The organism is Streptomyces sp. NPDC051364 (assembly GCF_040682115.1).
GTDB lineage: Bacteria > Actinomycetota > Actinomycetes > Streptomycetales > Streptomycetaceae > Streptomyces.
Genome location: NZ_JBFBAH010000030.1, coordinates 1 through 13,254, shown reverse-complemented (window position 1 = coordinate 13,254; position 13,254 = coordinate 1). Strand labels below are relative to the sequence as shown.

Here is a 13,254-nt window from a genome sequence, read left to right as displayed (position 1 = left end):
TCGGGTCAGTCAGCGGGTGCTGGGTCCGTTGTCGTTCTGGCCCTCGGCGTCGGGCCTGGGCGAACAGAGCGGTGGAGATCGCAGGTCAGGCCGACTCGTTTGAAGAGCCCCACCCCGCGGGGGTCAGTTTGTGCCACTCGTGGCCGCACCCGTCGGAGCAGTAGCGCTCGCGGCGGCGTCCGTCGGAAATCGCCAGCACCGAGATCAGCAGTCGGAATGCCTTCCTGCGTTCGTCCAAGGGCGTGAGACCGGCGATCTTCCCCAACTGTTGGCTGATCCGGCCGCGTGAGATGAGCACCGCCGGCGTATGAGTCGGGCGGAGCCCGGCACGGCGGATGCTCTCCGGTGCGTCTTCGGCGCTGGCTCGAGCCTGGATGCAGTAGTGCGACAAGAGCCGCAGGGCGGCGGACTGCTCTTCGGCGTCAAGTCCCTCAAACCACTCGATGCCGTGTGACATCGGCCGCCGCTCCTGAGCGAGCTCGTTGAACACCACGGCCCACGGGTTCATCACACTGCTCCCAATTGGTCGGACGACAGGCACAGCCCTTACGACGTGGTGCGCGATGGAGGTTGGTTCAGTACACCTAGCTCGGACGCCGGAGAGCAAGTACCCCGGCGGTAGGTTTTGACGGTTCAGAGGCGGCGTGCGGCGGGGTCACGCTCAGCGATGTGCTGGCAGACCGCGTCGACGCTGGGACGGTGGCGGGCCAGGTGTACTCGAACTCGGGAAGCTCGAATCCCTGGTCAAAGCGGCAGATGCGGGACGCGGTACGGCGGCCTCCGTGGCGTTCGTAGAACGCGACCGCGCGGGTGTTGCCCTGCAGGACCTCCAGGTAGACGTCTTGGCCCGGGTGCGCAGTGGTCGACCAGGCCAGGGCATACTCGAGAAGCCGACTGCCCAGCCCGCGCCCGGTGTCGCCGGGACGGGCATGCAGGTTGTCGAGCAGGACCCGGCCGTCCGGCTGCGGTTCGAGGTAGATGAAGGCGAGCACCACGCTGGATTCCACGGCCAGGAACAGTGCCGCGCCCGGGACAGGATCGGCCAGCCGTGCCCGCCACACCTGTTGGCGTTCGGCGAGCAGCGGACCGTCCAGGTACCGCGCAGGGAATAGGGTCGCGTAGGCCCTTCGCCAGCTGGCGGTGTGCAGCTCGGCGACGGCATCGGCATCGGTCGCCACGGCGGTTGTGATCTTCATGGCCGCATTCTCGCGGCCGACTCGGCTGAGGTCTACGAGCTGAGACACGCTCTCACCACTCGCTCACTCACGCAGCCGTGAGGGGTGCACGGCATCTTCCTCCTATGGTGAATGCAGATCCGGCTCCAGGCCTGGTCGGCTCGATATTCTTCGCCCTTCTTGCATCAGCTCCACCGCCTGGGGCTAGCTGCGCCGGACGTGCAGGACCTGATGGACCGGGCCGGGGACGCTAGGCGACGGCATGGAGTGGATCAGCACAGTGCGGGACCTGCCGGAGCAGGTCACGTAGCGCCCTCTTAGGACGCCTCTTCCGGAGTGTCGCCCCGGGCCGGGTCCGGGCCCTCGGGGGCAGCGGGGACCGCAGAGTCAGCGGGGCCGGCGGGCGCGGGTTGCGGATCGGCGAGGAGGATGGCCGTTTGCTCGTCGAGGGACCTCCGTTGCGCCGCCAGACGTTCCAGCTCGCTCACCAGGCGCGCGTCCAGGCGCGCGTCCCCGTCGGGAGCGGCCCTGAGGGCTTCGAGTTCCAGCCGCGCCCGCGCGGTCTCCGCGTCGAGCGCGGTACCTTGCCCCCTCAGCGCCCCCAGGGCCCGCTCGGTCGCGGAGTCCCGGAGGAGTTCGGCCTCGGCGCGGATCCCCTCTGCCTCGACACGCGCCTCGCTGATGGCCTGGTCCGCTACCTGCTGGGCCAGACTGAGTACGCGGGCGGAACTGTCGCCGCCGGGGCCGAAGGGGTAGTTCGGGATTGTCCCGGACAACCCGGCCTGGACGCGCGCGCTCGTGTACGCCGCGTCGGAGTCGCTGTACGCGCTCGTGTACGCCGCATAGGGGTCGCCGTAGTCCGGATAACCCCCGTACTCCGTCGCCGGCGGCGGCTCGTACCACCCGACATCGTCGGCAGCCTCCAGCACCGCCTCGCGCCCCCGTTCCAGGGCGTCACGGCCCGCTGCCAGCACGCGCTCGACGTCGTCCAGTTCCGCCTCCGCGGCCCCGGCCACCTCGGCGCGGGGCATCGGGGCGTACGCGAGCAGCACCTCGGCCACCTCTTCGGGGCCTCGGTCGGTCAGCGGCCTGAGCGCGGAAAGTTCGGCTTCGAGTTCCTCGATACGTCGCGCCGCCCGGTCGGCGACCTGCTGTGCCCGGTCCCGGTCCTCCTCGGCGAGCCGCAGCTGCTCACGCAGGTCCCGTTCCAGATGTTGGGCCTGCCGCAACTGGGGCTGAAGGAGGTCGAGCGCGCCGCTGGACGCCACCGGTCCGGCCTGAAGGGCGTCGACCCGACGGGTCAGCTCCAGCACCCTCGCCTGGGTCCGGCCCAGCACGTTGAAGAACACGGTCGCGATGCGGAGCGCCTGGTGGCGCTCCCGTTCGCTGGCTTCGTAGGCACGCTGGGCCCGGTCCATCTCCTCGTACGCCTGAATGGTGCGTTGCTGCGCCCGGAGCAGTTCCCTGACGCTGACGACCGGTTCGACACGGACCTCCGCCAGTGAGGTGGGGCGCTGCTGCGCCGCCTCCCACAACACCCGGGCCGCCGTCTGCCGCTCGTTCGACTGGTCCCAGCCCTCGGAGCACACGTCTGCCACGGCGGCGACGAGGTGCCAGGTCAGCCCGTCGCCGGCCAGCCGCTCCCTGAGCTGGCGCAGCTTGGGCACCTCATCGTCCTCGTCGAAGTGGTCCGGTGTCAGTCGGGAGTGCAGGACCGGTACGGATACGCCGGTCTCGTCCAGCCAGGACCGCAGCAGGACCACCAGCTCGTTGATCTCGGCGCACGACCCTTTGGGCTGCTCCCGCCACGGTCGGCCCGCTCGCCGCACAGCCTTTTCCTCCATGAGCCCTCCCCCTGCCCTTTGTTGCCCGGACAATCCCGGTTGTCGCCCGGACAACATCCAACCGCTCCGTGGGGTCACCGCGAGGGTGGATCGTCGTTCCGGGCGTCGCTCACGACGCCCGACCGCTGGGCGGAGCGCCGGCGGACCAGGCACGAGTTCCACGGAAGGGACCATGGAGAATTTCCTCGCCGCAATCGCCAACGGAGCGTCGGCCGGGCCGACGCAGGCCCTCACTCTGCTCGGCGGTGCGACGGACCCGTCGCCGGGGTTCATGACCCGGACCCTGCTGGTGTTGATCGTTCTGCTGCTGGCGGTCATCGCGGGCATCACCTCGGGCGTCCTGCACCGGATGGAGCACGCCGCGGTCCCGGCGGCGATCTGGCGCGGCTGCATCGCCTTCGCGTCCGTCACCACGCTCAGCCTCGGCATTCTGGCGATCTACGGCCTGTCCTAGCAGCGGCTGAGAAGTCTCGCGCAGGGGTCGGCTGGCGCTCCAGGTTTTGAGCGCCGGTGGACACCCGCGCGTAGCCGATCTTGATCTCGGTCCGGACGGCGGGTACGCCCACACCCGCGCCGCCAGGAAGGAGCGGACCTCCTGCTCGGCCTCCCGGATCTCCCAGGCGTGCTCGTGACGGCCTTGCTTCCGCGTCCCGTACCCGGCCCACTCGGCCGAATCGACACCGAGCCGCTCAGCCGCGAACCGCACCACCACCGCGGGGGCCACTGCCAGGCCCTCGGTCGGGAACGCCCCGAGCATCCGCACCGAGCCCCACCGTACGCCGACACTGGGAACGCTGGATCGACCACCTGGCCAGTCGGGGACTACTTGGCGAGGGCTTCGCCACCGCCGCACTGTCGTACATCGGCTCGCCGCTGACAGCGGCGATCTACCGACAGGGCACCATCGGCGAAGCCAAGGCCCACCTGGAGGCCACCGCCCGCACCCTGAACGAGCGGCTCGACAAAACGGTGGGCGGGCGGGCCGTGACCTCCGTCAACGGCGCCGCCGTCACCCAGTCCTCCACCGCCATCCCCGGCATCGCCCTGTACACCGGCCTGCTGCGCGGCGTCCTTGGAGAGGACCTGGTCCCGCCGGTGCATCAGCTCGCCGCCCTGTGGGACCAGCTCACCGGTGCCGCGCCGCTCGCCCTGGATGACGAAGGCCGGGTCCGCCTTGACACCTGGGAACTCACCGACGACGTCCAGGCGGCCGTCGCCGAACGCTGGGAGGCCGCCACGACCGACGCCATCGCCGGTCTCGCCGACCTCGACTGGTTTCACGCCGAAGTCCAGCGCCTGTACGGATTCTCTGTGCCGAGCGTCGACTACAGCGCCCCGGTGGCCATCGACGTTCCCTGGCCCGTTCCCACACCCTGATCCCGTCGCGGATCCGCCACGTGGAACGCCTCCGCTGAGCGGCTCTCACTCTTCGTCGATGGCGTCCTTGTCACGCAGGGCGGGACTGTGGTGTGCCCCGTTGCGGCCCACATGTGCCGAGGGAGGGTGGGCCGCAACGTGTGGTGAGTCATCCGGTGCCGGCGATCCATCGTTGGACGGCAGCGTTGGTGGTGGCGTCGAGTGCGGAGACGGCTTCGATGGCGTGAAGGTCTCCGGCGAGCGGTGGGATGCCGGCGGCGGTCAGCGCGGCGTGCAGGTCGAGGCGCCGGTGGTGTGCTGCGCTGATCCGGCTGAGAGGCCGCTCCGCCGGGGCCGGGGTCGGTACGGAGCTTTGGAGGCGAGTGTCCTCTTCGTCCTCGAATCCCCGGACGCCGGGGAAGCGGTAGGGGTCGAGCGCCTCCTGCTGTTTCGGTGCGTGCGAGGAAGCTCGCCACATGTTCATGCAAGGACCTCCTGGAGTCTGCCTGTCGGCGGGGAAGTTGCGGTGGGGCTGTACGGGAGCGGCGCGGGTGGGTGGCGAACCGGATGCCTCCGGGCGCGGTGGGGGCAGGTGCTTACGTCCGCTGCTGCTGCAGGGCGATGGCACCCGCGGTGACCACCTCGGCGAGCTGGCTGGCGACCGCGACGCTGCATCCGCCGAGCCGGACGAACCCGCGGCAGCCCAGGGGTCCGTCGTTCGTCAGGGAGGGGAGGGCCAGCCCTGCGAGCGCGAGGGCTGCCTCGAGATAGGCGACGGCGTCCTGGCCTGCCTGGTAGGCAGCGTCCTGTAGCTGTTTGTACTGGATTCGCTCAGCGTAGGAGGGCTCGTACGCCATTGTTGCTGTCCTCTCTCAGTAGGCCGGGGGGAGGTGTGGTGCGGGGGGCGTGGCGCTTCAGTGCCTGGCGAGCCCGGTCGCGCCGGGTCGGCGGGGCGGGCCGTCGTACAGGTGGCAGCGGAGTCCGGGCAACCGGGATGGGCTCCGAGCTGCGGTAAGTGAGGTGCCCGGGCCGGCTTCGCGTGCACGAGGCGGTCGTCGAAGCCGTCGTGCCGAGATTGCGGACCGCCCGTGACTTATCGGATTCGATTGTCGTTCCTCAGGTGTAAACGATCACTCGATCACTCCGCGGGCTCTGGGAAGGACCACGTGCTCCATGCGGTCAGCGGCTGTCACGCCTTCGTCTCCGGCGCCGTATGCGGCGGCGCCGGCTCTGCCTTTGGCGGCGCGGCCACGACTGACACGGCAGACTCCGGCCCTGCCCGTCTCAGCGGTCGCCGCCTCCGCCAGGGCGTCGTGGCGGCCCTCACCGTCCTCGACCGCACCCGGCGACCGTCCGCCAGGCACAGAACTGCTTCGCACGGCCGGCGGACCGATCCTGGCCAGGGACTTCCCGGACGTGACCGTCAAGCCCCGTAGTGGAATTTGGGGGCAGAAGAGGGCCTGGAGTTGCGGTGCCGTGGTGTCGGTTGACGGGGCGGTCGGGTGAGAGTGATCTGGCGGACGAGCTGTTGGAAGCAGGCGAGCGCGGCGATGGCCGGAAGGGTCGCCGCGGCCTCGGCGGCGAACGTTCTCGGCGCCTGGGCCACGCACAGCAGCGTGGCCAGGGTGGAGAACAACAGGACGATGGACCAGGAGTGGATGGCACGGCGCTGGTGCAGGGCCGCCCTGAGGATGGACAGGGAGGCAACCATCCAGGGTCCGTAGATGAGCAGCGGCCACCAGCCGACCACGTCGTGGGCGGTGCGGGGCGCGGCACTGTGCTGAAGGGCGTCGCAGATGGCAAGGCCGCTGAGGACGCTCACGACGGCGGCGATGAGTGCGACCAACCCAGCTGTGCACAGGCTGCCCGTTCGCATCAGGGCCGCGGCCGGCGCCTTCGCCGTGACGGTCCGGCGGTGCCCGCCGGACGCTGCTGCCTCCGGCAGCCCGGTGACGACCGCCGGTCCGGCTGCCAGCCCTGCAGTGCTCATCATGTCGTTTGCTTCATCGAACATGCCCCGGTCGAAGGACTCCGCCTGGCCGCCGGCCATGCTCCCCTGGAGGAGACAGGCGAGCTCCTCCGCCGGATCCCATGTGCTGTTCCCGTGGTCCGGTCCGAACGGCGGGTGCCCCGTGGCAATGTGCTGTTCGGGATCCGGTACCGGCCGAAAGATGTGGGCATCCGGCTGGGTGGGGAAGCCGTTCCAGTCGTGATGACCGTACGGTTCATACACGGGGGTCCTGCCTCACTTGGCCGTCGGTGCACATTCCGGATGTCCCGGTTGCAGCCACGTCTTGCGACCGTCGGTTGAACTCGCGATGGATCGTGCTGATCACCTTCAGAAAATCCTCAAAGATTGAGGACGAGTAATTCAGCTCGATTTTCCGACCTTCATGATGCAGAGTCGCATTCTCGCCGTGGCTGCGGTCGGATGAAGCCGGTGTGAATGTCCACTTACCCATCCGGGCGGCCCCTGCGTGGACGGGGAGACCTTCCTCTTCGGCATACCGATGGAAGGTTGCACCGATGTTTGCTGTTGTCATAGTCCAACCAACGCTTCCGGCCCCGGGCGGGGTATGAGCCATGCGGGTGATGATGGTGGAGCGAACGAGTGGTGACTGTTTCCGTTCATCATTTCTGCACTTGTGACGAACCTGTCAGAACCGCTTCGCGTATCTCGCCTGCGGTGCATCTCCGCAGCTCAGGAGAGTGACGGTGCGATGGCAGGTCGGGCGTCTCGGGGGCGGCGTCCACGCCGGCCGACTTCCCCCTCGAGCAGGTTCCGGCACGCCCCCGGGCGGGGTCGGCGATCCTCCGTGCCGTCGGGCCGTCACGCTCCGTCCGGCCTGCCGGGGCGCTTGGCCGCCAAGATGACAATCGGAAGTTACTGTAACCGGACAGGGTGCTGCACATGGCTGCAATGAGGTGACGGGCCATAACTCTGCATATTCCGCCGCGTTATGTCGAGATGTTGCTGAGGGCTCGACCGCGGGCCCCGCTTTGCGAATCCGTCACCCTAAAGGACCCGCTGTGGCAGACGTGTTGATGAGGCTTGTGCTGATCTGTGCAGTACTAGGTGCGTTCTGGAGCGCATTGGCATCGTCAGGGGTGGGCCGAATGCGGCAAAGGGACATCCTCGAACTGAGGCGCCAGCAACATTTCAGGTACGTCCTGGCCCGGAATGCGAATGCGCCCTGGCTCACCCACCAGGAAGTCCCGGCAGCTGCCGCGTCGGTGCGAGAACCCGCCGGCAGTGCGGCGTGTGCTGCCTGCGGAGCCCTGTCGCGTTGGGAAGGCGGTGTTCCTGGCCGAGTGCCGTCGCTGCCCACCCCTTACACGGACCGGGTGTAGAGCCGGGTGGTGTCGCGGATGAACCGGCGGCTCTGTTCGAGGCTGAGTGCTTGTGCTTGGAGGTGGTCGTACATGAGGTGGTAGGGCTGGCGGTCCGCGGGCTTCTCCAGGTAGAGGTCGCTGGTGAAGCGCTCCAAATACACGACTCCCGCGTCGCTGTCGCGGAAGGTGAGGATGGAGAACTGCCCCGAGGCACCGGGGTGGGCTCCTGCGGTGTGGGGGAGGACCTGCACGGTGATGTGCGGCTGGGCGCCGAGGCGGTTCAGATGTTCGAGCTGTTCGCGCATGACGTCGGCGGTGCCGACGGCGCGATGTAATGCCGATTCATCCAGAACGACCCATAAACGGAAGGGACGGGCGGGGTGGTGGGCGCGATGCTGGCGCCGCAGCCGCACCTCCAGACGGGTGGCGGCCTGCTCGGCTGTGATGTGAGGGTTCGTTTCCTCGATGACCGCGGCGGCGTATGCAGGGGTCTGCAGCAGACCCGGGATCACCAGCGGGTCGTACGAGTGGATGGAGGCGGCCTCCGTCTCCATCCCGATGAACACGCTGTAGGGGACGTCCCCGTAGGCGACCCACCAGCCCTGCCGACCGGACTCCTTCGCCATCCGCATCAGCGAGGCGACGAGCGACTGGTCGGTGACCTCGTAGACCTCACACAGATCACGCACGTCACGGGGGTTGATGGCGCGACGGCCCGTCTCCAAAAGGCTGATCTTGGACTGGGACACCAGCAGCCGCCCCGCAACCTGCTGGGACGTCATGCCCGCGGCACGGCGCATCCGGCGAAGTTCCGCGCCCAGGCGGCGCCTTCTGACGGTGGGGCTTCCGTTCGCCGCCATGGCGGTGCTACCTCCGACTACAGGACCTCACGCGGAAATACACAACGCTAGGCAAGTGGCAAAAGCATTCTCCATACCCGAAGCGACGAGGAGCACATCCAGATGACGAAGATCACCTGTCCGGCCCAAAGGGCACGGCCGGAGTAATGCCCCGAGGTCAGACGGCCCGACGGGCCCGCGCCGAGCGGCGCCGGATGTCCTGGAACCGTCCCACCCGCAGCCACTGCGAGGCCGGCCGTGACCGAAGGGCGGCCGCGTTCCCGCCGCGTTGTGGGCGTCGTGCCAGGCCCATCGGCGACATCGGCTTCCACGGCCAGTGGGCGCTGATGCTCACTCCGACCCGGCCCGTCCGTGTCTACGCCGCGACGAAGACCGGGCAGAGGTCACGCTGGACGGGGCTGCGGGCGCGCTGATGCCGCGGCCCCCAAGCACGAACACTGCCCCCCGGCGCCGCGGTCGCGGAGCCGCCCGTCAACACCTTCACCCTCCCCGTACGGAGGCTCTCCACCCTTGTTGCCGTGCTGTCCGCTGCCCAGTTCGCCGTCACCCTCGCTCTTGGAGCCGGCAGATGGCGGCTTGGGGTCGTGGCGGGGCTGATGCAGGGCTGGTTTGCGCCGCCATCGGCGTGCCTGTGGCCGGCTGTGCCTGAGGCAGGTCGCTGTTCCGTCTCGGGCAAAGGCCCACGTAGGCCGTAGGGGGTATCCACTCATCCGTACAGCCCGCCTTCGTGGGTGTTGAGCAGGCACGGGCGGGTGACGGCGTTAGCGTCGGCTCGGCGATCATCAGCGCCGCGGCCGATCCGGACATGCCTGACAGGGCATCGCTCGTGGCCCATGGAAACGCCACTTCGGTGTCGTGCATTGCAGGAGGTTGTGATGTCGGGTAGCGCGGTATCTGCGGCATCGGAACAGGGGGGTACGGTGCGAAGTCGAGGGGCCGGGGGCTCCTGGTGGACGTTGCTGCGGTCCTGGGTGACGGGGCTGGCGGTACTGGCCGGGATGGTCGTCCCCCTCGCCGCAGCAACACCCGCCACCGCGCAAACCAGAACCCTCGCCTACGTCACCAACAACGCCGCGGACACCGTGTCGGTGATCGACACCGCCACCAACACCGTCACCGCCACCATCCCGGTCGGCAGTGGCCCCGAGGGTGTGGCGGTCTCCCCGGACGGCACCCGCGCTTACGTCACCAACTCCAATGGCACCACCGTGTCGGTGATCGGCACCGCGACCAACACCGTCACGGCCACCATCGACGTCGGCAGGGGCCCCCAGGGGGTGGCGTTCACCCCCGACGGCACCCGCGCCTACGTCACCAACTCCATCGGCGGCACGGTGTCGGTGATCGACGCCGCCACCAACACGGTCACCGCCACCATCGACGTCGGCGAGGCCCCTCGTGGTGTGGCGGTGGGATTCAGCGTCTACGTCGCCAATCCCGGCTCGGGCACCGTGTCGGTGATCGACATCGCCGCCAATACCGTCACCGCCACCATCCCCGTCGGCACCTTCCCCCAAGGTGTGGCGGTCAATCCGGACTCCGCCTACGTCACCAACACCAATGACGCCACCGTCTCGGTGATCGACACCACCAGCAACACCATCGACGCCACCATCGACGTCGGCGACTCCCCCCTGGGGGTGGCGGCCGCCCTGGTCGGTGGCGCCAACGTCTACGTCACCAACGCCACCTCGCCGGGCACCGTATCGGTGATCAACTCCGCCACCAATACCGTCACCGCCACCATCCCCGTGGGCTCCCTCCCCCAGGGGGTGGCGGTCACTCCGGACACTTCCCACGTCTACGTCACCAACGTCGGCTCGGACACCGTGTCGGTGATCGACTCCGCCACCAATGCCGTCAGCGCCACCATCGGTGTCGGCGACAGCCCCGTTGCCGTGGCGATCGGGACCATCCCCGTGCTGGAGCAGCCGCGGATTGCGACCACACTGACGCTGAAGGCGGAGAGGCAGGAGCGGAAGGGCAAGGACAGGCCGGGTGTTCTGGACCGCGGCGACCTCACCCTGAAGGCCAGGTTGACCGCCGGAGGCGCGCCCGTGGAGGGCAAGCGGATCGAGTTCACCACCGACTCCACCTCTCTGTGCACCGACACGACGGACAGCAGGGGCCATGCCATCTGCAAGGTCCCGCGCACGTATGACAGCGAAGCCTGCTACACCGCCGCCTTCCCCGGCGACGACACCCACGGCCCGTCCACCGCCACCGTCTGCACGAAGGACCACCACGGCAAACCCCACCCCGACGGGGACCAGCCCGACCACGGCAGCATCCGTGATCTGAAGCAGGCCCCCATGGCCTCACCAGGCCTTCCCGCCATCCGGCGCAGCCACTGAGTTCTTTCAGCGCGGCCACGGCGGCCGTCGTGGCCGCCTGAAAGCCCTTCGGGGCGACGAACCGGGCCCGGAACCAGCCGGCTCCGCTCTGCGCGACGCCCAACGAGAAGCCGCGCTGCCGGTCGGCCTCGGTCGCCCTCACGTCGGACCAGTGCCGGCCGTCGCGCGAGAACTGCACGAGCACGGTGATCGTCCCTGGCCCGTTTGACGCGAACTCCATCGCCCCTTCGATGCGGACCGGCCCGGCCTCCGTACGAGTGGCCCCGAACCGCGAGAAGGCAGCGGGGTGGCGTACCTCGACTTCCTTGCTCCCCCGCTGACGAAGGCCGTGAACGGGTCCGTGTAGTCCGCACGGTTCGTGAGCACGAAGTGTCCGCTGCTGCACGGGGCCGCCGTAACCGTCACGGTGCCGCCCGCGGCCGTGGTGAACTCCCCGGGCCAGTCGTCCTATATCACCCGATGGCTCGACGGGAATGGCGTCAGCGGCACCTCTGAGGCGCCGGGCGATCTCGGCCGGCCGCCGGCAACAGGCGTTCGAGCATCCGGGACACCGCCGGCTCGTTCATAGGACTGAGAACGGACAACAGCCGGACGAAGGGGAACCACCACCGTGGAGAAGAACGCCTGGGACATCACCGGGGAGCTTGCCGTCTTCCTCGACGAGGCCGCCGCCCATGTCCCCGCCGAGCAGCGCCGGGTATTGCAGGTACTCAAGATCGGAGAGGAGTTCGGCGAAGCCGCCCAGGCCGTCATCGGTGCCACCGGCACCAACCCCCGCAAGGGCCGGTCCCACTCGTGGCGGGACGTGGAGTCGGAAGTGTGCGACGTACTGGTGACAGCGATGGTCGCGCTTCACCGACTCGGCGTTGCGGACCCGGCCGCGATGTTCACCGCGCACCTGGAGAAGACCGCCGCCCGCACCCTGGCTGCCCGGGAGGCATGAGCATGTGGATTCCCCGAGAGGAGTGGATCAAGACGCTGCCGCGGACGATCGTGGCCTCCTGCATCATGCTGCTGGACCCCGACGGCCGTGTCCTCCTCCTCCGATACGGCCCCGGCCAGCCGGCCGCGGGGCAGTGGTGGCTTCCGGGCGGGATGCTCGATCACGGCGAGGACCCGTGGACGGCGGCCCGGCGGGAGATGAGCGAGGAAACCGGCGCCGACCTGGACGACGTACCTCGGCTGATCGGCACGGACCACCGCGCCGATGTCGAGAACGCCGGCCCCGTGATCGACTACTTCTTCCACGGCGGCGTCTACACCGGCGCCCGGCCCATCCGCCTGAGCCACGAGCACGACCTCCACGCCTTCAAGCACCTGGACGAACTGCGGGACACCCCTCTCGCTGCTCGTCTCCAGACGCTGACCGCCCTCCACGCCGCCGCCCGGTCCGGCACTGCGGTCTACCTCCGTGAGGGGAGCCCGTCATGACCGTACGCGGCGACCATCCCGCGCCGCGCTCGTGACGGCACGGCAACCTCGCCTGAGCTCCGCGTGGCCGAGCGCCCCGCACACCGAGCTGGTGTGCGGGGCGCTACGTCAAGCCAACCCACCGGCGTGCTCTGCAGGTCGCCCTCCGGGGTAGCGCGCATGCCTTGGAACGCATGGCCGCGGCCAACACGGAGCGGGCGATGCTCGCCCGCGGAGACCTCGGGCGGCCCCAACGGGTCGCGTCCGCCCAGGTCTACCGGTACCTGGCCACGGCCATCGCCCTCGGTGGACTCGTCTTCACCCTTGGCGGCCTCCTCGAACTCGCCTGACGACCAGCCGGCGCTGCAACGCCTCGAACGACAACCGGCGACGCATTCCGTCGTCGGGGCTCGCTGGTCACTCTGAGAGGATGACGCCATGACACGTGATCGGCAGATGGTCAGCTCCGGGTCCCCTCTCGAACCGCAGATCGGCTTCTCCCGAGCGGTTCGGATGGGTGAGTACGTCGCCGTTGCCGGGACCGCGCCCATCGGGGACGACGGCGCCACTGTGGGAACAGGCGACGTCTATGCCCAGACGGTGCGCTGCCTGGACATCGCCGAACGCGCACTGAAGGAGGCGGGAGCCGAGCTGGGGCACGTCGTGCGAACCCGCATCATGCTCACGGACATCGAGCAGTGGACGGAGGCTGCGCGAGCGCACGGTGAGCGATTCGCATCGATTCGCCCCGCCTGCACGTTCGTCGAGGTGTCCCGCTTCATCGACCCCGCATGGCTCGTAGAAGTCGAAATCGACGCCATCGTGGACTAGGGCGTGTATCCGGTTGTGATCAATTTGTGCGACTCGCCCGTGCCCTGTGACGCGATCTGGTAGATCGTCACTCATGACGCGGGCGCAACTG

General features: G+C 69.0%; 13 protein-coding genes and 3 pseudogenes. 8 read left to right on the top strand and 8 right to left on the bottom strand.

The annotated features are described in order from the left end of the window. Positions 1 to 85: 85 nt before the first annotated feature. The 3 genes from AB0M76_RS35345 to AB0M76_RS35335 form a co-directional block, all read right to left on the bottom strand. Positions 86 to 508, bottom strand: a complete 423-nt coding sequence (locus AB0M76_RS35345; RefSeq protein ID WP_365956844.1) for a DUF5958 family protein — start codon at positions 506 to 508, stop codon at positions 86 to 88. Positions 509 to 584: 76 nt separating this feature from the next. Beyond that, positions 585 to 1,196, bottom strand: coding sequence for a GNAT family N-acetyltransferase (locus AB0M76_RS35340; RefSeq protein WP_365956843.1), 612 nt, complete (start codon positions 1,194 to 1,196; stop codon positions 585 to 587). Positions 1,197 to 1,492: 296 nt separating this feature from the next. Continuing rightward, positions 1,493 to 3,019, bottom strand: coding sequence for a hypothetical protein (locus AB0M76_RS35335; RefSeq protein WP_365956842.1), 1,527 nt, complete (start codon positions 3,017 to 3,019; stop codon positions 1,493 to 1,495). A 172-nt stretch (positions 3,020 to 3,191) separates the two neighbouring features. On the opposite strand from AB0M76_RS35335, the gene AB0M76_RS35330 reads away from it, so the two are divergent. After that, positions 3,192 to 3,473 carry a hypothetical protein gene (locus AB0M76_RS35330; RefSeq protein WP_365956841.1) on the top strand — a complete coding sequence of 94 codons (282 nt, stop codon included), beginning with the start codon at positions 3,192 to 3,194 and terminating at the stop codon, positions 3,471 to 3,473. A gap of 207 nt (positions 3,474 to 3,680) precedes the next feature. Here the strand turns inward: AB0M76_RS35330 and AB0M76_RS35325 are convergent. Next, a pseudogene (locus AB0M76_RS35325) lies at positions 3,681 to 3,776 on the bottom strand (hypothetical protein); the annotation flags it as partial. 29 nt (positions 3,777 to 3,805) lie between these two features. Between AB0M76_RS35325 and AB0M76_RS35320 the strand changes: the two are divergent. Next, positions 3,806 to 4,396, top strand: a pseudogene (locus AB0M76_RS35320) (enoyl-[acyl-carrier-protein] reductase FabV); the annotation flags it as partial. Between the two features lie 148 nt (positions 4,397 to 4,544). Here the strand turns inward: AB0M76_RS35320 and AB0M76_RS35315 are convergent. The 4 genes from AB0M76_RS35315 to AB0M76_RS35300 all read right to left on the bottom strand — a co-directional run bounded on the left by AB0M76_RS35315 (position 4,545) and on the right by AB0M76_RS35300 (position 8,568). Beyond that, positions 4,545 to 4,859: a hypothetical protein gene (locus tag AB0M76_RS35315; protein ID WP_365956840.1), complete on the bottom strand. Its 315-nt coding sequence runs from the start codon at positions 4,857 to 4,859 to the stop codon at positions 4,545 to 4,547. A gap of 112 nt (positions 4,860 to 4,971) precedes the next feature. After that, positions 4,972 to 5,232, bottom strand: a complete 261-nt coding sequence (locus tag AB0M76_RS35310; RefSeq protein ID WP_365956839.1) for a hypothetical protein — start codon at positions 5,230 to 5,232, stop codon at positions 4,972 to 4,974. A gap of 566 nt (positions 5,233 to 5,798) precedes the next feature. Next, a complete protein-coding gene (locus AB0M76_RS35305) occupies positions 5,799 to 6,389 on the bottom strand; it encodes a hypothetical protein (RefSeq protein WP_365956838.1) in 591 nt (196 codons plus the stop codon). A gap of 1,318 nt (positions 6,390 to 7,707) precedes the next feature. Next, entirely contained in the window at positions 7,708 to 8,568 is an 861-nt protein-coding gene (locus AB0M76_RS35300; RefSeq protein WP_365956837.1) for a helix-turn-helix transcriptional regulator, read from the bottom strand. Positions 8,569 to 8,855: 287 nt separating this feature from the next. On the opposite strand from AB0M76_RS35300, the pseudogene AB0M76_RS35295 reads away from it, so the two are divergent. From AB0M76_RS35295 to AB0M76_RS35270, 6 genes and pseudogenes are all read left to right on the top strand, one after another. Next, positions 8,856 to 8,930: pseudogene (locus tag AB0M76_RS35295) on the top strand (dCTP deaminase); the annotation flags it as partial. A 558-nt stretch (positions 8,931 to 9,488) separates the two neighbouring features. Further along, positions 9,489 to 10,922, top strand: a complete 1,434-nt coding sequence (locus AB0M76_RS35290) for a YncE family protein (RefSeq protein ID WP_365956836.1) — start codon at positions 9,489 to 9,491, stop codon at positions 10,920 to 10,922. Positions 10,923 to 11,532: 610 nt separating this feature from the next. Continuing rightward, positions 11,533 to 11,865 (top strand): MazG-like family protein, encoded by a 333-nt coding sequence (locus tag AB0M76_RS35285; RefSeq protein ID WP_365956835.1) that lies wholly within the window; start codon positions 11,533 to 11,535, stop codon positions 11,863 to 11,865. Positions 11,866 to 11,867: 2 nt separating this feature from the next. After that, a complete protein-coding gene (locus AB0M76_RS35280; protein WP_365956834.1) occupies positions 11,868 to 12,353 on the top strand; it encodes an NUDIX hydrolase in 486 nt (161 codons plus the stop codon). 173 nt (positions 12,354 to 12,526) lie between these two features. Next, complete coding sequence (locus AB0M76_RS35275; RefSeq protein ID WP_365956833.1) at positions 12,527 to 12,682, top strand: hypothetical protein; 156 nt, start codon at positions 12,527 to 12,529, stop codon at positions 12,680 to 12,682. An 88-nt stretch (positions 12,683 to 12,770) separates the two neighbouring features. Next, positions 12,771 to 13,163 (top strand): RidA family protein, encoded by a 393-nt coding sequence (locus AB0M76_RS35270; protein ID WP_365956832.1) that lies wholly within the window; start codon positions 12,771 to 12,773, stop codon positions 13,161 to 13,163. Positions 13,164 to 13,254: the final 91 nt, after the last annotated feature.

What these genes read in the sequence shown, in the direction of transcription:
- AB0M76_RS35300 (WP_365956837.1), bottom strand. Translation starts at nt 8,568, where the DNA reads ATGGCGGCGAACGGAAGCCCCACCGTCAGAAGGCGCCGCCTGGGCGCG.
- AB0M76_RS35335 (WP_365956842.1), bottom strand. Translation starts at nt 3,019, where the DNA reads ATGGAGGAAAAGGCTGTGCGGCGAGCGGGCCGACCGTGGCGGGAGCAG.
- AB0M76_RS35330 (WP_365956841.1), top strand. Translation starts at nt 3,192, where the DNA reads ATGGAGAATTTCCTCGCCGCAATCGCCAACGGAGCGTCGGCCGGGCCG.
- AB0M76_RS35310 (WP_365956839.1), bottom strand. Translation starts at nt 5,232, where the DNA reads ATGGCGTACGAGCCCTCCTACGCTGAGCGAATCCAGTACAAACAGCTA.
- AB0M76_RS35280 (WP_365956834.1), top strand. Translation starts at nt 11,868, where the DNA reads ATGTGGATTCCCCGAGAGGAGTGGATCAAGACGCTGCCGCGGACGATC.
- AB0M76_RS35340 (WP_365956843.1), bottom strand. Translation starts at nt 1,196, where the DNA reads ATGAAGATCACAACCGCCGTGGCGACCGATGCCGATGCCGTCGCCGAG.
- AB0M76_RS35315 (WP_365956840.1), bottom strand. Translation starts at nt 4,859, where the DNA reads ATGAACATGTGGCGAGCTTCCTCGCACGCACCGAAACAGCAGGAGGCG.
- AB0M76_RS35275 (WP_365956833.1), top strand. Translation starts at nt 12,527, where the DNA reads ATGGCCGCGGCCAACACGGAGCGGGCGATGCTCGCCCGCGGAGACCTC.
- AB0M76_RS35270 (WP_365956832.1), top strand. Translation starts at nt 12,771, where the DNA reads ATGACACGTGATCGGCAGATGGTCAGCTCCGGGTCCCCTCTCGAACCG.
- AB0M76_RS35345 (WP_365956844.1), bottom strand. Translation starts at nt 508, where the DNA reads ATGAACCCGTGGGCCGTGGTGTTCAACGAGCTCGCTCAGGAGCGGCGG.
- AB0M76_RS35305 (WP_365956838.1), bottom strand. Translation starts at nt 6,389, where the DNA reads ATGTTCGATGAAGCAAACGACATGATGAGCACTGCAGGGCTGGCAGCC.